Annotated in this window: 15 protein-coding genes and 1 tRNA gene; 5 read left to right on the plus strand and 11 right to left on the minus strand. The window is 58.2% G+C overall.

Annotated features, from left to right (window positions below):
- Positions 1–78: 78 nt before the first annotated feature.
- Together ACZZ0B_RS29485 and ACZZ0B_RS29490 are read left to right on the plus strand one after the other, a co-directional pair.
- Positions 79–327 carry a helix-turn-helix domain-containing protein gene (locus ACZZ0B_RS29485; protein WP_454565393.1) on the plus strand — a complete coding sequence of 83 codons (249 nt, stop codon included), beginning with the start codon at positions 79–81 and terminating at the stop codon, positions 325–327.
- A gap of 16 nt (positions 328–343) precedes the next feature.
- Entirely contained in the window at positions 344–1408 is a 1065-nt protein-coding gene (locus tag ACZZ0B_RS29490; protein ID WP_463546880.1) for a phage integrase, read from the plus strand.
- A gap of 121 nt (positions 1409–1529) precedes the next feature.
- On the opposite strand, the gene ACZZ0B_RS29495 is transcribed toward ACZZ0B_RS29490, so the two are convergent.
- From ACZZ0B_RS29495 to rpsU, 5 genes are all read right to left on the minus strand, one after another.
- Positions 1530–1606, minus strand: a tRNA-Ile gene (locus tag ACZZ0B_RS29495).
- A gap of 15 nt (positions 1607–1621) precedes the next feature.
- On the minus strand, positions 1622–5368 hold the full coding sequence (locus ACZZ0B_RS29500; protein ID WP_008085180.1) for a bifunctional diguanylate cyclase/phosphodiesterase: 3747 nt from the start codon (positions 5366–5368) through the stop codon (positions 1622–1624).
- Positions 5369–5494: 126 nt separating this feature from the next.
- Positions 5495–7339, minus strand: a complete 1845-nt coding sequence (rpoD, locus tag ACZZ0B_RS29505) for an RNA polymerase sigma factor RpoD (RefSeq protein ID WP_008085181.1) — start codon at positions 7337–7339, stop codon at positions 5495–5497.
- Between the two features lie 67 nt (positions 7340–7406).
- Positions 7407–9371: a DNA primase gene (gene dnaG, locus ACZZ0B_RS29510; protein WP_463546881.1), complete on the minus strand. Its 1965-nt coding sequence runs from the start codon at positions 9369–9371 to the stop codon at positions 7407–7409.
- A gap of 486 nt (positions 9372–9857) precedes the next feature.
- Positions 9858–10073, minus strand: a complete 216-nt coding sequence (gene rpsU / locus ACZZ0B_RS29515; RefSeq protein ID WP_002551877.1) for a 30S ribosomal protein S21 — start codon at positions 10071–10073, stop codon at positions 9858–9860.
- 199 nt (positions 10074–10272) lie between these two features.
- Here rpsU and tsaD point away from each other — a divergent pair, with 199 nt between their 5' ends.
- The gene (gene tsaD, locus ACZZ0B_RS29520) at positions 10273–11298 is read left to right on the plus strand and encodes a tRNA (adenosine(37)-N6)-threonylcarbamoyltransferase complex transferase subunit TsaD (protein WP_008085183.1); all 1026 of its coding nucleotides are present in this window, start codon (positions 10273–10275) and stop codon (positions 11296–11298) included.
- 23 nt (positions 11299–11321) lie between these two features.
- Here tsaD and plsY read toward each other — a convergent pair whose 3' ends face one another.
- Positions 11322–11891 carry a glycerol-3-phosphate 1-O-acyltransferase PlsY gene (gene plsY / locus ACZZ0B_RS29525; protein ID WP_008085184.1) on the minus strand — a complete coding sequence of 190 codons (570 nt, stop codon included), beginning with the start codon at positions 11889–11891 and terminating at the stop codon, positions 11322–11324.
- Positions 11892–11965: 74 nt separating this feature from the next.
- Between plsY and folB the strand changes: the two genes are divergently transcribed.
- Complete coding sequence (gene folB, locus ACZZ0B_RS29530) at positions 11966–12322, plus strand: dihydroneopterin aldolase (protein WP_008085185.1); 357 nt, start codon at positions 11966–11968, stop codon at positions 12320–12322.
- Positions 12313–12828: a 2-amino-4-hydroxy-6-hydroxymethyldihydropteridine diphosphokinase gene (folK, locus tag ACZZ0B_RS29535; RefSeq protein ID WP_463546882.1), complete on the plus strand. Its 516-nt coding sequence runs from the start codon at positions 12313–12315 to the stop codon at positions 12826–12828. Before folB ends, folK begins: the two co-directional genes overlap by 10 nt.
- A 105-nt stretch (positions 12829–12933) precedes the next feature.
- On the opposite strand, the gene ACZZ0B_RS29540 is transcribed toward folK, so the two are convergent.
- From ACZZ0B_RS29540 to glpE, 5 genes are all read right to left on the minus strand, one after another.
- Entirely contained in the window at positions 12934–14157 is a 1224-nt protein-coding gene (locus ACZZ0B_RS29540) for a multifunctional CCA addition/repair protein (protein WP_008085188.1), read from the minus strand.
- Between the two features lie 63 nt (positions 14158–14220).
- A complete protein-coding gene (locus tag ACZZ0B_RS29545; RefSeq protein WP_440095822.1) occupies positions 14221–15783 on the minus strand; it encodes a SpoVR family protein in 1563 nt (520 codons plus the stop codon).
- A complete protein-coding gene (locus tag ACZZ0B_RS29550) occupies positions 15780–17051 on the minus strand; it encodes a YeaH/YhbH family protein (protein ID WP_008085192.1) in 1272 nt (423 codons plus the stop codon). The genes ACZZ0B_RS29545 and ACZZ0B_RS29550 overlap by 4 nt, the downstream gene beginning before the upstream one ends.
- Positions 17052–17172: 121 nt before the next feature.
- Positions 17173–19095: a PrkA family serine protein kinase gene (locus tag ACZZ0B_RS29555; RefSeq protein ID WP_007910115.1), complete on the minus strand. Its 1923-nt coding sequence runs from the start codon at positions 19093–19095 to the stop codon at positions 17173–17175.
- 297 nt (positions 19096–19392) lie between these two features.
- Positions 19393–19722 carry a thiosulfate sulfurtransferase GlpE gene (gene glpE / locus ACZZ0B_RS29560; protein ID WP_016983139.1) on the minus strand — a complete coding sequence of 110 codons (330 nt, stop codon included), beginning with the start codon at positions 19720–19722 and terminating at the stop codon, positions 19393–19395.
- Between the last annotated feature and the right edge of the window lie 2 nt (positions 19723–19724).

A 19724-nucleotide genomic window follows, 5' to 3' on the forward strand; every position in this document is an offset into this window, starting at 1 on the left:
TCCGTGGGTATATATGCAGCAGATATGTGTCTGCATCCACAGAATATGTATGTACATACACAAAATCAAGGGGTCGTCATGGATTTAGGAAGCAAGCTCAAGGAAGTGCGGCTAACAGAGCGACTCACGCAGACAGAAATCTGCGAACTCACCGGCGTCAAAATGGACACTTGGAAGGGCTATGAGTACGGACGCAGCAAATCAGTCAGCTCAGTCGAGCTGCTGAAGGTCACCATGCATCCGAGATTCAAAAAATACGCGCTGTGGCTGGTGACTGATGAGGTTGCACCCGAAGCCGGTCAGATAAGCCCCGTGATCGGCCAGTGAGGGTAGGTGAACGTCCATGCCGATAAAGAAACTGGCGGACGGTCGCTACGAAGTGGACTGCCGTCCGGACGGCAGCTACGGCTATCGAACCCGCAGGATTTTTCCTACCAAAAACGAAGCGACCCATTATCACAGTAAGGTCATGGGAGAGGCTGCATCAGGGCGCGTTGCGAAACCCGCAAAGCACGACCCCAGAAGCATGCTTGATCTCGTCAACCGCTGGTACGTCGTCCACGGTCAAAACCTCAAGACTGGAGAACAGCGCTTGGCGTTGTTGATCAGCATGGTCAATCGGATGGGGAATCCGAAGGCGCACAAGTTCACGTCTGCTCACTTTGCGCAGTACCGTGCAGAGCGCGCCGAGGGTAAGCATTCCAGGACTACGCCAGGCGCTGGTTATGCCAAAGGTGACGCAGATCCGAAGCCCATCAGCGCAAACATGCTCAATCATGAGCTGGCGTATCTGCGTGCCGTATTCAACGAGCTGGCCAGACTGGGCGAATGGGATGTGGACAACCCACTCGGCAAGGTTCGTAAACTGAAGTTCGACGAAACCGAGATGGTCTATCTGCTGACCGAGCATATCCAAGAGCTACTTGGCGATCTGGCTAAGCGCGATTCGGATGCAGGTTTGATCGCTGAAGTGTGCTTGGCAACCGGTGCTAGGTGGGGCGAAGCGGAGAAGCTACAGCCGCGCCAGGTGCGCAATCAGATGGTGCATTACAGCCGGACGAAGTCCAGTAAGAACCGGTCGGTGCCAATCTCGAAACGCCTCGAGGATCGATTGAAGGCCGCACTGCCGTTCAGACCTTGCTACATCACCTTTCGGCGTAGCGTTGCGGCGATCGGATTGGAACTGCCTGATGGACAGATGACGCACGTCCTGCGACACACCTTCGCATCCCATTACATGATGAACGGCGGGGACATCCTGACGCTTCAAAAAGTGCTGGGGCACGCAACGCTGGCCATGACGCAGAAGTACGCCCACTTCAGTCCTGGACACATGGCGGAGGTTGTCACTTTGAATCCGCTGGCTGGCATCTTGGAAGCGAAACCAGTGGTCGCAGAGGTGGCGTGAAGGCTCGTCCAAAAACAGAATTGGACGAATCTTGGACGGAAGGCATTTTGTGCAATCCTTCTGACCTGCTTTTGTCGAACGCCAGAAACGACGAAAGCCACGTAATACGTGGCTTTCAAGGTGGTGGGCCCACACGGACTTGAACCGTGGACCAAAGGATTATGAGTCCTCTGCTCTAACCAACTGAGCTATAGGCCCTCAGTAGGTCGCGGATTATAGCGACGGTTTCTCGGCTGTGCTATCCGAATAATCCGATACGGTTACACGAAGAAACGTAGCGGCGAATTCTTCCGGGGGCAGCGGCAGGCTGACGATGTAGCCCTGGATCTGTTCACAGCCCTCGGCGGCGAGGAATTGCTGTTGCGCTTGGGTTTCCACACCCTCGGCGATGACGGTGAATTGCATGCTGCGGCCCAGTGCGATGATGGCGCGGACAATCGCCGCGTCGTGGGGGTCGTCAGGCAGTCCACGGACGAAAGACTGGTCGATCTTGAGGATGTCCAGTGGCAGGCGTTTGAGGTAGCTGAGTGAGGAATAGCCGGTGCCAAAGTCGTCGATCGCCAGTTGCACGCCGAGGTGTTTGAGTTGGTGCAGCACGGCCAATGCCTCTTCGGCCTGACTCATGATGAAGTTCTCGGTAATTTCCAGTTGCAGTAAATCCGGCATCAAGCCGTTGTCGTTGAGCAGTTGCTCGATGCGCCCGAGCAGGTTGGGTTGGCGCAATTGCGCACCGGCAAGATTCACCGAGAGTGGGCCAGGACTGTCGTAGACCTGATTCCATTCGTACATCTGCCGGCACGCGGTCTCCAGCACCCAATCGCCGATTTGCAGAATCATGCCGTTCTCTTCGGCCAACGGAATGAAGTGCTCCGGCGGTACATCGCCGAACGTCGGGTGGCGCCAGCGAATCAGCGCCTCGGCACCGACCAGGCTGTGATCTTCCAGGCTGATTTTCGGCTGGTAGTAGAGAAACAGCTCATCACGCTCGATGGCCCGGCGCAGTTCGTGCTCCAGCGCCACGCGTTCGCTGGCCTGGGCGGTGAGGTCGCGGGTGTAGCTTTCGACGCGGTTGCGGCCCTTGGCCTTGGAACGGTACATCGCCGCGTCAGCGTTTTTCACCAGCGTGGCGACGTCGCAACCATCGCGCGGATAAAGACTGGTGCCGATGCTGGCGCTGATGAAAAACTCGTGTTCACCGGCCTGGAACGGCGCGCCGAAGCAGTTGAGCAGTTTGGTGGCGATGTTGTCGGCGTCGCTGGGCTGTTGCAGGCCGGGCAGCAGGATGATGAATTCATCGCCACCCAGGCGCGCAACGGTGTCGATGTCGCGCAACTGCTCTTTCAAGCGCACGGCAATGCCCTTGAGCAGCAGGTCGCCGACCGGGTGACCGAGACTGTCGTTGATGTGTTTGAAGCGGTCGAGGTCGAGAAACAGCACCGCGCCCTGACCGCCGTTTTCCTGCTGACTGTTAAGCGCCATGAGCAAGCGACTTTCAAACAGCGTGCGGTTTGGCAGGCCGGTCAGTGGGTCATGGTGAGCCTGGTAATCGAGCTTGGCCTGCGCGTGCTTGAGGCTGGAAATGTCGGCAAACACTGCGACAAAGTGAGTGATGAATTTATCGCGGTTGCGCACGGCACTGATGGTCAGCCAGCTCGGGTACAGCTCGCCGTTCTTGCGCCGGTTGGAAATCTCGCCTTGCCAGTGACCCTCGTCGGTCAACTGATGCCACATCGCCGCATAAAACGCGCTGTCGTGCAGGCCGGAGGCGAGCAAGCGTGGCGTATGACCAAGCGCTTCGCTTTCGCTGTAGCCGGTGATTTCGGTGAAGGCTCGATTGACCGCGCTGATGTGCTGCTGCGTGTCGGTGATCAACACACCTTCGGCGGTGCTCTCGAACACAGTCGCGGCTTGTTGCAGTTTTTCCTGCATCAGATGGCGTTCAGTGATATCGCGGGCGATGGTCAGCATGCAGTCTTCGTCGCCAATCGGCAGCGGTCGGCTGGAGACCTCGCAGAGGCGAATCTGACCGTCGCTGCGGCGGATATGGCAGGTGAAGTCGCGGACGAAACCGTCGCGATGCAACAGGTCGAGCATCTGTTTACGCTCGTTGAGATTGACCCAGATGCCCAGATCCAGTGCCGAGCGATCCACTGACATGGCGCTGTTGAAACCGGTGATGCGGCTGAAGCCTTCGTTGACCTCCAGCAGCAGACCATCGCTCTGGCGCGACAGCAACAAACCGTCCGGCGAGGCGTGGAAGGCCTTGGCGAATTTCTCTTCGGAGGTTTGCAGTTGCTGTTGGGTTTCCTTGAGCTGGGTAATGTCGCGCACCACGACCACCAGTGCAGGCGTGGTGTCGAGGTCGAATGGCTCTGCAGAAATCAGGCCGGTGAATACCTGGCCGTTGTTGCGGCGAAAGGGCATTTCCAGATTGCGAATGCTGCCCGCCTGCAAGCGCTGCAAAAGGCCTGGGCCGACCCCGGGAATGCCCCAGATATTCAGGTCGGTGGCGGTCTGGCCGATGACTTCTTCGGCCTTCAATCCAATCTGTTCCTCAAAGGCTTCGTTGACCTCCAGCAGGCAGCCGTCGGACAACCGTGCAATCACCAGAATGTCCGGGCATTGCTGAAACACCGAGGCGAATTTTTGCTCCGACAGGCGCAGTGCTTCTTCGGTGCGCTTGGTTTCGCTGATGTCGATCATCAGACCGCGCATCACCGGTTCGTGGCCGTGCTCGATCAGGCTGACGATGTCGCGCACCCACAGGCAGCGACCGTCGGCAGTGATCACCCGGTAATCGAGACTGTGATCGCGCCCGGCCAGCACTTCGTGGTCACAGAAGCTCTGGGCGCGGGTCAGGTCTGCCGGGTGGATGATGTTGCGCCAGAACCCCGGAATCAGCCAATGCGACAGCGGATATCCAAGCAAGTCTTCGGCGTGCGGTGAGACATAGCTGTAGGTGAAGTCGCTCATCCGGGCTTCCCAGGCGATCGCCGACAGGCTCTCCACCAGACCGCGATAGTGATACTCGCTGCTGCGCAGTTCTTGTTCGAGGTCGATGCGCCGGGCAATTTCCGAACTCAGACGCCGGTTGATGCGGATCACCACGGCCAACACGCCCACCAAGAGCAGCAGGCCTGGCAGGCCGTAAATCAGCAGATCTGACCAGAACGTCCGATGATCGAGGACGTTGCCAACCCAGTGTTCTTGAATGCTGCTGATCTCGGCCGGACTCATATCAGCCAGGACTTTGTCGATAATCCCCACCAGTATCTTGTTGTCGCGCGGTACGCCCATCGCCAGCTGGTAGCGATAGGGGGTTTCGCCGCTGACATAGAGGCCATCCAGTTTCAGTTGGCGCAGGCTCCATACGCTGGAGGCCAGATCGCCGACCACCGCGTCGACTTCATCGGTGGCCAGCGCTTGCAGCGCGGAACTGACGTTGGGCATGGCCACCAGGTTCAGGTCCGGATGGTGGGTGCGCAGCAGTTCGTGCGGCGCGTAGTTTTCCACCACGGCGATTTTCAGGCCGTACAAGTCTTCAAGTTTGCGCGGCTGGGCACCGCCGACGTGGGCGAGGATGACAATCGGGAAGTCCAGATAGGGGCGGGTGAACGACAGATAGGACTGGCGCTCGGGGGTGGACATGATGCCCGGCAGCAGGTCGATCTTGCCCTGTTTGACCTGTTCCAGCACCTCTGTCCAGCTCACCGGTTCGATTGGCGTCAGTTTGATCGCCAGACGCTGGCGAATCACGTCGATATAGTCGGCCGCCAGGCCCTGATAACGCGCCTGATCATCGCGAAACTCAAAGGGCGGCCACGACGCATCGACACCCAGGTGCAAGTCCGGGTGAGCCGCCAGCCAGCTACGTTCTTCATCGGTCAGAGTCAGCGCGTCAGCCGTTGCGGTCCAGATCATCAGTGACAGCAAAAAAAGCACGGACGCCAATCTGGGCATAACGCTCTCGTTATGGCTCGGGGATGATTGTTTCGAGTGTAGACGGGGTATGCGGGGGAGGGGGGATGCGCGGGATTTAATCTGCCACATAAACAAAACCCCCGGCCTGGGCCGGGGGTTCTGGTATCACTCGTCGAGGAAGGAGCGCAGATGCTCGCTTCGCGTCGGGTGGCGCAGCTTGCGCAGCGCCTTGGCTTCGATCTGACGGATCCGCTCACGCGTTACGTCAAACTGTTTGCCCACTTCTTCGAGTGTGTGGTCGGTGTTCATGTCGATACCGAAACGCATGCGCAGTACTTTGGCTTCACGGGCAGTGAGGCCGGACAGCACTTCGCGAGTCGCTTCTTTCAGGCTCTCAACAGTGGCGACATCGATTGGCGACTGCATGGTCGAGTCTTCGATGAAGTCACCCAGATGGGAGTCTTCGTCATCACCGATCGGCGTTTCCATGGAGATCGGCTCTTTAGCGATCTTCAATACCTTGCGGATTTTATCCTCAGGCATTTCCATGCGTTCGCCCAGCTCTTCCGGGGTCGGTTCGCGACCCATTTCCTGCAACATCTGCCGGGAAATACGGTTGAGCTTGTTGATCGTCTCGATCATGTGCACCGGAATACGAATGGTGCGGGCCTGGTCGGCGATCGAGCGAGTGATCGCCTGACGGATCCACCAGGTGGCATAAGTCGAGAACTTGTAACCACGACGGTATTCGAACTTGTCTACCGCTTTCATCAAGCCGATGTTGCCTTCCTGGATCAGATCGAGGAATTGCAGACCACGGTTGGTGTACTTCTTGGCGATCGAGATCACCAGACGCAAGTTGGCTTCAACCATCTCTTTCTTCGCGCGGCGGGCCTTGGCCTCACCGATCGACATGCGACGGTTGATGTCCTTGATTTCAGCGATGGTCAGACCGGTCTCGGTTTCCAGCGCGATCAGTTTCTGCTGGCAACGGATGATGTCCGGCTGTACGCGGCCGATGGCTTCGGCGTACTTGCTCTTGCCTTTGGCCAGGGCGTCGGACCAGCTTTCGTCGACTTCGTTGCCAGGGAACTGACGCAGGAAATCGGCGCGTGGCATACGTGCATCACGTACGCACAGCTGCATGATCGCGCGCTCTTGCTGACGCAGACGGTCCAGGGCACCGCGAACACGTTCAACCAAACCTTCGAATTGCTTCGGTACCAGTTTGATCGGCATGAACAGCTCGGCCAGAGCCAGCAATTCGGCAATTGTTGCCTTGTTGCTGCGACCGTGCTTTTTCAGGGCCTTGCGGGTGATTTCCATCTGGTCGGCGACCGCGCCAAAACGCTGGGCGGCGATAACCGGATCCGGACCGCTTTCGGCTTCTTCTTCGTCATCGGAAGATTCGGCTTCATCGTCGTCGGTTTCGTCGTCGGCTTTCGCGACTTTCGCTTCGACAGGCGGCGGCACTTCGGCAGGCGGCGCAATGCCGTCGTCCGGGTCGATATAACCGCTCAGGACGTCGGACAGGCGGCCACCTTCGGTGGTCACACGAGTGTACTCGGAGAGGATATGGTCAACCGTGCCAGGGAAGTGCGCGATTGCGCTCATCACTTCACGGATGCCTTCTTCGATTCGTTTGGCGATTTCAATTTCGCCTTCACGAGTCAGAAGCTCGACCGTACCCATTTCACGCATGTACATGCGCACCGGGTCAGTGGTGCGACCGATATCGGTCTCCACCGCTGCCAACGCGGCGGCTGCTTCTTCCGCAGCGGCCTCGTCGGTATCGGCGTCGGCCAACATAAGGGCGTCCGCATCCGGAGCACTCTCGTGTACGGGGATCCCCATGTCGTTAATCATGCGGATGATGTCTTCCACCTGCTCTGGATCTGAAATATCCTCGGGCAGGTGGTCGTTGACCTCGGCGTAAGTCAGATACTTCTGCTCACGACCCAGTTTGATCAACTCAATAATACGAGACTGCTGTTGCGCTTTTCCGGACATAACACCCTATCCACTGAAGGTCTTGGCGGGCAAAAAACAAGCCGAGGATTATACCTGAGCTATGACCTCACGCGCCAGTTGAGGTCGGGTTTGATGCGGAAACATTGCGACTAAGAAGGTCGCGCAGTTGATTTTTCTCTTCAATACTCAGTTCGCTTTGACGGGCTTTCCTGAGTAACTGTTCAAGATTTCGCTCGCGTTGGCGGGCTGACAAGCTAGTAATGGTGTCGAAAAACTGTTGTTCAAGGTTATCTCCATCAATCAGCCACTCCTTTTCTGCCAGCGCCTTGAGCAGGCGACCCTGTTCAGTGCCGTGCCATCGCGCGATCAACTGAAATGAGTTTAGCTTGGGATTCTTCTGTACGGCTTCGAGCAGCGCCACAAGCAACTGGGCGTTGGTCTGATTTTCGTCCGCAATGTGCCCGGCGTCCTCGACGCGCTCAGCCAATTGCGGGTGATGTAGCAGTGTTCGCAGGGCGGTCAGGGTTGGCGATTCGACGCCAATCGGCGTGCGCGGGCGTTGCTGGTCGCGATCGCCGCCACGCTTGCCGTTCTTGTCCCAGGGCTTCTTGTCCCACTTCTTGCCGCCAGCGCCGGGTTTCTTCGGCGTCCACTCCTGCTGCGGCACATACATGTCCTGTGCCTGCGGCTGATGGTAGTCGCTGTAGTCCGGCATTGCGTCGTAATCGATACCCTGATCGTAGGCGGGCGGCGCTTCCTGCGGCGCGCTTTGCACCAGCTGACTGACGGTCTCGCTGCTCAGGCCGGTGATTTCGCTCAGGCGCTGACGCATCAGGATGCGCAGGTTGGCGCCTGGCACTTTGTCGATCAACGGTGCGGCGAGGGTGGCCATATGGGCCTTGCCTTCGAGCGAGCGCGGGTCGGCTTCTTCGGTCAGTTGCTGGAAGAAATAATCCGCCAACGGCTGAGCATGTTGATTGATTCGCGCCTTGAACGCATCGGTGCCTTCGGCGCGCACCAGGGTATCCGGGTCTTCGCCTTCGGGCAGGAACAGGAATCGCGCGCGACGCCCGTCCTGCAGGCTCGACAACGTTGCTTCGAGTGCCCGCCACGCGGCGTTGCGGCCAGCCTGGTCGCCGTCGAAGCAGAACAGCACGTTCGGCACGACGCGAAACAGGCGTTTCAAATGTTCTTCGCTGGTCGCGGTACCCAGCGTCGCGACGGCATTTTTCAAGCCTTGTTGGGCGAGGGCGATGACGTCCATATAACCTTCGACGACGATGATTTCATCGAGGTTGCGGTTGTTCTTGCGTGCTTCATAGAGGCCGTAGAGTTCCTGACCTTTATGGAATACCGGGGTTTCCGGTGAGTTCAGGTACTTCGGTTTGTCGTCGCCGAGGACGCGGCCACCGAAGGCGATGATGCGCCCGCGGGTGTCGCGGATCGGGAACATCACGCGATCGCGGAAGCGGTCATAGCGTTTGCCGGTTTCGGCGTTCTCGATCAGCAGGCCGGCGTCGATCATGGCTTTTTGCTGGAGCGTGTCGCTGCTCAGGTGCTTGAACAGATTGTCCCAGCCAGGCGGCGCAAAGCCGAGGCCGAAATCCCGGGCGATCTCGCCGGTCAGGCCGCGACCCTTGAGGTAGTCCACGGCAGCTTTGCGCGCGGGATGGCTCTTGAGGGCCTGCTTGTAAAAATCGGCAGCGGCGGTGAGCAGCGGGTAGAGCGGCGAATCAGTCGGTTGCCGTGGCTTGCGCTCGCGGCCGCTTTCTTCGCGGGGGATTTCCATGCCGGCGGCTTTCGCCAGATCCTCGACAGCCTGGGGGAAATCCAGGTTGTCGTGATCCATAAGAAAGCCGAGGGCATTACCGCCGGCGCCGCAGCCGAAGCAGTAATAGAACTGCTTGTCGGGACTGACGCTGAACGACGGGGTTTTCTCTTTGTGAAACGGGCAGCAGGCGGTGTAATTCTTGCCGGCCTTCTTCAATTGCACGCGCGAACTGACCACGTCGACGATGTCGGTGCGGTTCAGCAGGTCGTCAATGAAGCTCTGGGGTATCAGCCCGGCCATGGCATTCTCGTCGTCTGCGCTGCAATAAGTCCGATGCGTAAGGCTGCCGGACGCGGGTCGTTGTTTGAAGCACGCAAAAGGTGCGGCTCGACCGGTGTCGTCTGCGTAATCGCTGTCGGGAAGTGTATCTGCCGAAAATCCACTGACGTTAGTACCTATCAGTCTTCGACTATTTGAAAGTGTTGCGCTGAATCCGCTGACGGCCGGGTAAGGGCCTCGGATAGCTCAATAAAGCGGGCACGCATGCAGGTGCCTTGGGCTGATCGTCGTGAGAGGAATCAGTGGGTGTGCTCGTCAGTAGCCTTGAAAGGCTCGTCAGAAAAGACGTGCACCGCTGGCAAAAGAGCCAGGTCTGACGTGTGAAGCAGATTCGTCTTGGTCGCGTGTGCGACTTCGACGTTGAAGCATCAAGCGTTTTACGCAAATGCCATTAGCCCGGCTGAGAGCCGGGCTTAGGCAAAGAAGCTTGCAACGAACGTCTGTGTATTAGTACAGACGAACGGCGCGGCGCTGTTCGCGCTGAACTTTCTTGGCGTGACGCTTAACAGCGGCTGCTGCTTTGCGCTTACGCTCAGAAGTTGGCTTCTCGTAAAATTCGCGGCTACGAACTTCAGCCAGTACACCGGCTTTTTCGCAGGAGCGCTTGAAACGACGCAGAGCTACGTCGAAGGGTTCGTTCTCTTTAACTTTGACGGCTGGCATCCAGAGCTACCTTCATTCATTACCGGGGTCAACATCCTCGCGGCAAAAGAGCACTTGAAGACGTCGGTTTTTAAGGGTTGCGGATGTTAACCCCTCATCGCTCGGAATGCAAAGCCTCTGATCGAAAACCGCTGGTCGGGGCATCCCGCGGCGACTATTATGCGCGCCTTCGAAGTCAGCCTAAACAAGGCGCAAACCCATGCTAGTACTGGGATTAGAAACCTCCTGCGACGAAACCGGCGTCGCATTATATGACAGTGAACGCGGTCTGCTGGCCGACGCACTGTTCAGCCAGATCGACCTGCACCGCGCCTATGGCGGTGTGGTGCCGGAGCTCGCCTCGCGTGACCACGTCAAGCGCATGTTGCCCTTGATTCGTCAGGTGTTGGCCGAAGCGGACTGTGTACCCACCGAGATCGACGCGATCGCCTATACCGCGGGTCCTGGCCTGGTTGGCGCGTTGCTGGTCGGCGCTTCCTGCGCTCAGGCGCTGGCGTTTGCCTGGGGCATTCCGGCGCTCGGCGTGCACCACATGGAAGGGCATTTGCTCGCACCGATGCTGGAGCCAAAACCGCCGGAATTCCCGTTCGTCGCTTTGTTGGTCTCGGGCGGTCATACGCAGCTGGTTCAGGTCGATGGCATCGGTCAATACACCTTGCTCGGCGAGACGCTCGACGATGCTGCCGGCGAAGCGTTCGACAAAACCGCGAAGATGATGGGCCTCAATTATCCGGGCGGGCCGGAAATCGCCAAGTTGGCGGAGAAGGGCGTTGCAGGACGTTTTACCTTTCCGCGTCCGATGTGCGATCGCCCGGGCCTGCAATTCAGCTTCAGCGGTCTGAAAACCTCTGCGCTCAACGCCTGGCAGCAGTGCGTCAGCGCCGGGGACGACAACGAGCAAGCCCGTTGCGACATCGCGCTGGCGTTCCAGCAGGCCGTGGTGGAGACTTTGACCATCAAGTGCAAGCGTGCCCTGAAACAGGCAGGCATGAAGCGTCTGGTGATCGCTGGCGGCGTCAGCGCCAACAAAGCCTTACGCGTTTCGCTGGAGAAAATGCTCGGCGACATGAAGGGCGATGTGTTTTATGCACGTCCGGAGTTCTGCACCGACAACGGCGCGATGATCGCGTTTGCCGGTTGCCAGCGTTTGCAGGCCGGTCAGCAGGAAAGTCTGGCGATCAGCGTGCAGGCGCGCTGGCCGATGGAGCAATTGTCGGCGTTGTGATGAGCGGCGCTCATGAGCGGTATTTAAAAATGCCGTTCGCGCCCAGCAAACAGGTCGCGTAGATTGCCGCGGTGGCGCCAGACGATCAGCAGTGTCAGCGCGCTCATCGGCAGCAGCGCCTCCGGTTCCTGCCAGGCCAGCAACGGCAGGGTCAGCGGCGTGGCGATCAGCGCCGCCAGTGAGCTGGTGCGGGTCAGGTAGAACGTCAGCAGCCAGGCGCATACGGCCAGCAGCGCGGCGGGCGGATACAGGCCCAGCAGCATGCCGGCGGCGGTGGCAACGCCTTTGCCACCACGAAAGCGAAAATACAGCGGGAACAGGTGACCGATCACGGCGCACACGCCGATCCAGGCCTGCTCCTGCAGCGAAAGGCCGACAGCCGAGGCAATCAGCACCGGCACCAGGCCTTTGCACAGATCACCCAGCAGGGTCAGGATCGCCAGTTTGCGACCTACCAGGCGCAGCATGTTGGTGGCGCCGGCATTACCCGAGCCACTCATTCGCGGATCCGGATTTCCGGTCAGGCGGCTGAGCAAAATGGCGAAGGACAGCGAGCCGAGCAGGTAGGCGAAAGTCGCCAGTAACCAAAACATGCTAACTATTCCGGGCGAGGACGCCCTGATTCTAACGGCGCATTGCGCCCTTGTCGTGCAACGGAGAAAAGTGCTTGGACAGAGTGTTTATCGAGGGCCTGGAAGTCGACACCGTGATCGGTGCCTACGACTGGGAGCGCGGCATCCGACAGTGCCTGCGTCTTGATCTGAGCTTCGCCTGGGACAATCGCCCGGCCGCGGCCGGTGACGACCTGACCCTGGCGCTCGACTATGCCAGCGTTTCCACACGGATTCAGGCCTTTGCCGAGCAGGCACAGTTTCAACTGGTCGAGACGTTCGCCGAGCGTCTGGTCGAAGTGCTGATGAATGAGTTCAACATCACTTGGGTACGCCTGAAACTGACCAAGCCTGGCGCGGTGCCAGCGGCCAAGGGCGGTGTGGGTGTGGAGATCGAGCGCGGATGTCGCTGACTCAGGTCTATCTCGGGCTCGGTAGCAATATCGAGCGTGAAACCCACTTGCGCGCCGGTCTTGATGCTTTGGCGACGTTTCTGGTGGATATCCGCTGTTCGGCGGTGTTCGAGAGTCAGCCAGTGGGGATCAAGAGCGGGCCGTTCTTCAACTTTGTGGTGTCGGCCTATACCGACCTGCCGTTGATGGAACTGGATCGACGCTTGAAATTCATCGAGGCGGATAACGGTCGTTACGCGCCGGATCGCAAGGGCTTGCCGCTGGATATCGATGTGCTGCTCTATGGTGATCTGGCGGGCAACTTTGATGGTTTGATCTTGCCACGTGCTGAAATTCTGAAAAACGCCTTTGTGCTGTGGCCGTTGTCGCTGATTGCGCGGGATCGTGTGCATCCGGGTGTGGGAAAAAGCTTCGCGACGTTGTGGGCCGAGGCGCAGATTGATCAGGTGCTGGCGCCGGTCCGGTTTGAGTGGCGCGGCAAGCAGCTCACGTCTGAGGACCTTTAAAAGCAAAAGATCGCAGCCTGTGGCAGCTCCTACATGGAAATCCAAATCTCTCTGTAGGAGCTGCCGAAGGCTCGGGCCGCGATCGGACGATCTTTTGATCTTGCTTCAAGCGTTGTCTTTGTAAGCCTTCAAGGCCTTGAGCCGCTCACGCTTCAGCGCCTCACCCAGCTCCGGCCCCTTGAATCCCTTCTCCAGCAACGGCTGCACTGCGACTTCACGCGCTGCCTTTGCCGCACCGCGCAAATAATCCGCCTGTGGGTAGCTTCTTTGCTCCAGCCCTTTGCGGCCCCGCGCATCCATCTCGCACGCAACGATAAACTCTTCAAACCGTTGCGGCCGGCGATACACGTCAAAGCTCTGCAACAGCTCCAGTAGCGTCGAAGCCTTTAGCTCCAGCGCCCGGTGTCCGTGGGTGTGGTACTTGCCAACGAGCAAGGCCAATTCCTGGCAATCCTTCGGCGCCTTGAAGCGTTCGTTTACGGCTTTTATCAGCGCCAATCCGGTGTGCTCGTGGGCGATATGCCGTGGCCACTCTTCCTTCGGCGTCAGGCCTTTGCCAAGGTCATGCAGCAGGCAGGCCCAACGCACCGTCAGCGGTTGTTTATGCAGCGCCGATTGCTCCAGCACGCTGAGTGTGTGGACGCCAGTGTCGATTTCCGGGTGATGTGCTTCCGGTTGCGGCACGCCAAACAGTGCGTCGACTTCCGGCATCAACACCTTGAGCGCGCCACAGTCGCGGAGCACTTGGATGAATACCTGTGGCTGATCTTCCATCAGCGCGCGGGAGATTTCTTTCCAGCTGCGCTCAGCGGTCAGCGCCTCCAGTTCACCGGATTCACTGAGTTGACGCATCAGTTCGAGCGTCTCCGGTGCAACGCTGAAACCAAGCTCGGCATAGCGGGCGGCGAAGCGGGCAACGCGCAGCACTCGGAGCGGATCTTCGGCGAACGCCGGAGAAACGTGGCGCAGGATTCGATCTTCAAGATCGCGCTGGCCATGGTACGGATCGGTGATGTTCTGTTGGTCGTCCTCGGCCATAGCGTTGATGGTCAGGTCGCGACGGATCAGATCTTCTTCAAGCGTGACTTCGGGACTGGCGTGAAACGTAAAGCCGCCATAACCACGGCCGCTTTTGCGCTCGGTGCGGGCGAGGGCGTATTCCTCGCCGCTTTTTGGGTGAAGAAACACCGGGAAATCCGCGCCGACCGGGCGATAGCCCTTGGCGAGCATTTCTTCCGTGCTGGCTCCGACCACGACCCAATCGATGTCAGTAACCGGTTTGCCCAGCAGGCGATCACGAACCGCACCGCCAACCTTGAAAATCTGCATAAAAAACCTCCGTTAGCCCGACAGGATAACCCTTGCGTCGGACTTGCGGAGGTCAGAACCGTTTCAAAGATGAATGACGGCCAAGTCGAGCCGACCGTAATCCCCTTCGCTGTGCTCGTTGCGCGGCGGTACATGATGGGTTTTCATGATCTGGTCACCCTGCAGCGTCTCAAGATGAATATCGAAGCCCCACAAACGGTGCAGGTGTTTGAGTACCTCTTCAGTGGAATCGCCGAGCGGTTTGCGGTCGTGCTGCTGATGGCGCAGGGTGAGTGAGCGGTCACCGCGTCGATCAATGCTGTAAATCTGCACGTTCGGTTCGCGATTGCCGAGGTTGTACTGCGCAGCCAGGGTTTCGCGGATGATCCGGTAACCGGTTTCGTCATGGATCGCCGGCACCAGCAAGTCATCCTTCTGATCGTCATCGAGAATACTGAACAGCTTCAGATCACGGATCACCTTGGGAGACAGGTATTGCAGGATGAAGCTCTCATCCTTGAAGCTGCTCATGGCGAACTTGATGGTCGACAGCCAGTCGGTCCCGGCGATTTCCGGGAACCAGTGACGGTCCTCCTCGGTAGGTTCTTCACACATGCGCCGAATGTCACGGTACATGGCGAACCCCAGTGCGTACGGGTTGATGCCGCTGTAGTAGGGGCTGTCGAATCCCGGCTGGAACACTACGCTGGTATGCGAGGTGAGGAACTCCATCATGAAGCCGTCGGTGACCAACCCTTCGTCATACAGGTCGTTCATCAGTGTGTAGTGCCAGAACGTCGCCCAACCCTCGTTCATGACCTGGGTCTGACGCTGTGGATAAAAGTACTGGGCGATCTTGCGCACGATGCGCACGATTTCGCGCTGCCAAGGCTCAAGCAACGGCGCATGTTTCTCGATGAAGTAGAGGATGTTTTCCTGTGGCTCGGCCGGGAAACGTGCGTTGTCCTTGTCGCTGTATTTGTCCGCGCCTTTGGGAATGGTGCGCCACAGATCGTTGATCTGCTTCTGCAGGTGTTCCTCGCGATCCTTCTGCCGCCGGCGTTCTTCTTCGGCGGAAATCGGGTAGGGGCGTTTATAGCGGTCAACGCCGTAGTTCATCAGCGCGTGGCAGGAGTCGAGCAGATCCTCCACGGCGTCGATGCCGTGGCGCTCCTCGCACTGCATGATGTACTGCTTGGCGAACACCAGGTAATCGATGATCGAACTGGCGTCAGTCCAGGTGCGGAACAGGTAATTGCCCTTGAAGAAACTGTTGTGGCCATAGCACGCGTGGGCCACCACCAGCGCCTGCATGCAGATGGTGTTTTCTTCCATCAGATAGGCGATGCACGGATCCGAGTTGATCACGATCTCGTAGGCCAGGCCCATCTGCCCGCGACTGTAGGATTTTTCTGTGCTGAGGAAGTGTTTGCCGTAGGACCAATGGTGGTAACCCAGCGGCATGCCCACCGAGGCATAGGCGTCCATCATCTGCTCGGCGGTGATCACTTCGATCTGGTTGGGATAGGTGTCCAGCGCATAGCCGGCCGCGATACGGGCGATTTCGCGGTCGTAGGTCTGGATCAGCTCGAACGTCCATTCGGAGCCGGTGGAAATGGGTTGGCGCTTCTGCTCTTTGGCGGTCATGTCACTAACCTGCGCTGGAAGAGTTCACGGAAGACCGGATAGATATCCCCGGCCGAGACCAGTTGCTGCTGGGCAAAAGTGTCAGAAAAGGCGTCGGCGATGCGTTCGTACTCGTACCACAAGGCCTGATGTTCGCGCGGGGTGATCTCCACGTAAGTGTAGTACTGCACAAACGGCATGATCTGGTTGATCAGAATGTCACGGCAGATCGGCGAGTCGTCGTTCCAGTTGTCACCGTCGGAAGCCTGGGCTGCATAGATGTTCCATTCGTTGCTCGGATAACGCTCGGCCATGATTTCCTGCATCAGCTTCAATGCACTGGAAACGATGGTGCCGCCGGTTTCCCTTGAATAGAAAAACTCCTCTTCATCGACTTCCCGCGCACTGGTGTGGTGGCGGATGAACACCACGTCGATCTTGTCGTAGTTCCGCTTAAGGAACAGGTACAGCAGGATGAAAAAGCGTTTGGCGATGTCCTTGGTCGCCTGGGTCATCGAGCCGGAAACGTCCATCAGGCAGAACATTACGGCTTTCGAGCTGGGATTCGGTTGCTTGATCAGCAGGTTGTATTTCAAATCGAAGGTGTCGAGGAACGGCACGCGATGAATGCGCGCGCTGAGTTTCTCGATTTCCGCCTCAAGTTCCTGAATATCGCCGAAGTTGTCCGGCTCTTCGCGTTTCAGTCGTTCAAGTTCTTCTTTCGCCTCGCGCAGTTTTGCCCGGCTGCTGCCAGATAAAGCAATGCGCCGCGCGTGCGCCGAACGCAGGGTGCGGATGATATTGATGCGTGACGGATTACCTTCGTTACTGATCCCGGCACGTACGGTTTTGAAGGTGTCGGTGCCGCTGAGGTTGCGTTTGACCAGGTTCGGCAGTTCGAGGTCTTCGAACATGAATTCGAGAAACTCTTCCTGAGTGATCTGGAAGACGAACTCGTCCATGCCCTCGCCGGAATTGCCGGCCTTGCCCGGACCACGTCCGCCGCCACCGCCCGGTGGCCGGGCGATGTGCTCGCCGGCAGTGAACTCCTTGTTGCCAGGATGAACCACGGTCTGCTTGCCGCCGCGGCCGTGGTGAAGCACCGGTTCGTCGATGTCGCGACCGGGAATGCTGATCTGTTCGCCGTGTTCCATATCGGTAATGGAACGCCGGCTGACCGCCTCTTCGACAGCCTTTTTGATGTGATCACGGTAACGCCGCAGGAAGCGCTGGCGGTTCACCGTGCTCTTGTTCTTGCCATTCAGACGTCGGTCGATCACATAACTCATAGGAAGCCCTCCGGGCAGCTTCAAGTTGTGAGCTTCAAGCTGCAAGTAAAAGCAGGTTCCCGGGCATCTCTGGGTTACGCGCTTTGTTCTTGCAGCTTGTAGCTAGAAGCTTGCAGCTGCTTCACTGCGACTTCCGTACCCGCAGGTACCATTCGGAAAGAAGCCGTACCTGTTTGTCGGTGTAGCCGCGCTCGACCATTCGAGTGACGAAGTCGTTGTGCTTTTGCTGATCCTCCTTGCTGGCCTTGGCGTTGAAGCTGATGACCGGCAGCAGATCCTCGGTGTTCGAGAACATTTTCTTCTCGATGACCACGCGCAGTTTTTCGTAGCTGAGCCAGGTCGGGTTCTTGCCGTTGTTGTTGGCCCGGGCGCGCAACACGAAGTTGACGATCTCGTTGCGGAAATCCTTCGGATTGCTGATGCCGGCCGGTTTCTCGATTTTCTCCAGTTCTTCGTTCAGGGCGACGCGGTTGAGGATCTCGCCGGTTTCCGGATCGCGGTATTCCTGATCCTGAATCCAGAAGTCCGCGTACAGCACGTAGCGGTCGAAGATGTTCTGGCCATACTCGCTGTAAGACTCGAGGTAAGCGGTCTGGATTTCCTTGCCGATGAATTCGATATAACGCGGTGCCAGGTACTCTTTCAGATAGCGCAGATAGCGCTCGCGGGTTTCGGCCTGGAATTGTTCCTGTTCGATCTGCTGTTCCAGCACATAGAGCAGGTGCACCGGGTTGGCAGCGATTTCATGCGGATCGAAGTTGAAGACCTTGGACAGGATCTTGAACGCAAAGCGAGTCGAAAGACCGTTCATGCCCTCATCAACGCCTGCCGAGTCGCGGTATTCCTGAATCGACTTGGCTTTCGGATCGGTGTCTTTGAGGTTTTCGCCGTCGTAGACGCGCATCTTCGAATAGATGTTGGAGTTTTCCGGCTCCTTGAGGCGTGACAGCACGGTGAACTGCGCGAGCATTTTCAGGGTGTCGGGTGCGCAATGCGCCTTGGCCAGCGAACTGTTGAACAGCAGTTTGTCGTAGATCTTCACTTCGTCGCTGACGCGCAGGCAATACGGCACTTTGACGATGTAGATCCGGTCGATGAACGCTTCGTTGTTCTTGTTGTTGCGAAAGGTGTGCCACTCCGATTCGTTGGAGTGGGCGAGCAGGATCCCGGTAAACGGAATCGCGCCGAGGCCTTCGGTACTGTTGTAGTTGCCTTCTTGAGTCGCAGTCAGCAGTGGGTGCAGCACCTTGATCGGTGCCTTGAACATTTCGACGAATTCCATCAGGCCCTGGTTGGCCCGGCACAGCGCACCGGAGTAGCTGTAGGCGTCGGCGTCGTTCTGTGGGTATTCCTCGAGTTTGCGGATGTCGACTTTACCGACCAGTGCGGAAATGTCCTGATTGTTCTCGTCCCCCGGTTCGGTCTTGGCCACGGCGATCTGATTGAGGATCGACGGGTACAGTTTGACCACGCGGAACTGGCTGATGTCGCCGCCGAATTCGGCCAGGCGTTTGGTCGCCCAGGGCGACATGATGGTGTTCAGGTAGCGCCGTGGGATACCGAAGTCTTCTTCGAGGATCGCGCCATCTTCGGTGGCGTTGAACAGACCCAAAGGTGATTCGAATACCGGCGAGCCCTTGATCGCGTAGAAGGGCACTTTCTCGATCAGCTGTTTCAGCTTCTCGGCCAGCGACGATTTACCGCCGCCGACAGGGCCGAGCAGATAAAGGATTTGTTTCTTCTCTTCCAGGCCTTGGGCGGCGTGGCGGAAATACGAAACGATCTGGTCGATGCATTCTTCCATCCCGTGGAAGTCTTCAAAGGCCGGATAGCGACGAATCACCTTGTTGGAGAAGATGCGTGACAGCCTCGAGTTGGTCGAGGTGTCGAGCAGTTCCGGCTCACCGATGGCCAGCAATAGACGCTCGGCGGCGGAAACGTAAGCGCTACGGTCTTTCTTGCACAGCTCCAGGTACTCTTGCAGCGAGAGTTCTTCCTGGCGTGTGGACTCGAAGCGTTGTTGGAAGTGGCTAAAGATACTCATGACGTCACCTCGCTCGATACGTGGAGCCGACGCCGGATCACTCAGTCGATGCTGGCAAACAACCGTTTTGGCGGCTGTTTGTTTACCCCCCAGAACACTTCCACGATCGACAATCGCGAAAGTCACTCCCGATGACCCGTGCGCCGGTGTACCGGCTCTCCCCTGTTTTGGATGGCCTGGGCTTAAGGATAGTTGGGAATTCGGGAGGTAAAGGGCGGATACGTAATTAGTTGTCTCTGACCGTTCGTCTGCCGCGCGCAGGCCCACGGCAGCCGGGGCCTGCGCGTGACAAAAAAATTATTCGGCGGTGCCTTGCGCGGTTTCCGCAGGATAAGTCGTACGCCACAACTCGAAGCCGCCGTCCATGCTGTAGACGTCGGAAAAGCCTTGGCTGATCAGGTAGGCCGCAGCGCCCTGGCTGGAATTGCCGTGATAGCAGACGACCACGGTCGGTGCATCGAGGTCAGCACCTTGAATGAAGGCGTGCAGGGAATGATTGTCCAGATGCTTCGAGCCGCTGATGTGCAGGGCAGCGAAAGTCGCCGGGTCGCGAACGTCGACCACGACAGCACCTTGCTCACGCAGGGCCTGGGCCTGCTCCGGGGGGATTCGTTTGAATTCGCTCATGG

The organism is Pseudomonas sp. AC247 (assembly GCF_979258015.1).

Coding starts and splice junctions, on each gene's coding strand:
- ACZZ0B_RS29500 (WP_008085180.1), bottom strand. CDS start 5,368: ATGCCCAGATTGGCGTCCGTGCTTTTTTTGCTGTCACTGATGATCTGG.
- rpoD (WP_008085181.1), bottom strand. CDS start 7,339: ATGTCCGGAAAAGCGCAACAGCAGTCTCGTATTATTGAGTTGATCAAA.
- ACZZ0B_RS29490 (WP_463546880.1), top strand. CDS start 344: ATGCCGATAAAGAAACTGGCGGACGGTCGCTACGAAGTGGACTGCCGT.
- ACZZ0B_RS29550 (WP_008085192.1), bottom strand. CDS start 17,051: ATGAGTTATGTGATCGACCGACGTCTGAATGGCAAGAACAAGAGCACG.
- ACZZ0B_RS29555 (WP_007910115.1), bottom strand. CDS start 19,095: ATGAGTATCTTTAGCCACTTCCAACAACGCTTCGAGTCCACACGCCAG.
- rpsU (WP_002551877.1), bottom strand. CDS start 10,073: ATGCCAGCCGTCAAAGTTAAAGAGAACGAACCCTTCGACGTAGCTCTG.
- folK (WP_463546882.1), top strand. CDS start 12,313: ATGTCGCTGACTCAGGTCTATCTCGGGCTCGGTAGCAATATCGAGCGT.
- ACZZ0B_RS29540 (WP_008085188.1), bottom strand. CDS start 14,157: ATGCAGATTTTCAAGGTTGGCGGTGCGGTTCGTGATCGCCTGCTGGGC.
- plsY (WP_008085184.1), bottom strand. CDS start 11,891: ATGTTTTGGTTACTGGCGACTTTCGCCTACCTGCTCGGCTCGCTGTCC.
- tsaD (WP_008085183.1), top strand. CDS start 10,273: ATGCTAGTACTGGGATTAGAAACCTCCTGCGACGAAACCGGCGTCGCA.
- ACZZ0B_RS29485 (WP_454565393.1), top strand. CDS start 79: ATGGATTTAGGAAGCAAGCTCAAGGAAGTGCGGCTAACAGAGCGACTC.
- ACZZ0B_RS29545 (WP_440095822.1), bottom strand. CDS start 15,783: ATGACCGCCAAAGAGCAGAAGCGCCAACCCATTTCCACCGGCTCCGAA.
- dnaG (WP_463546881.1), bottom strand. CDS start 9,371: ATGGCCGGGCTGATACCCCAGAGCTTCATTGACGACCTGCTGAACCGC.
- glpE (WP_016983139.1), bottom strand. CDS start 19,722: ATGAGCGAATTCAAACGAATCCCCCCGGAGCAGGCCCAGGCCCTGCGT.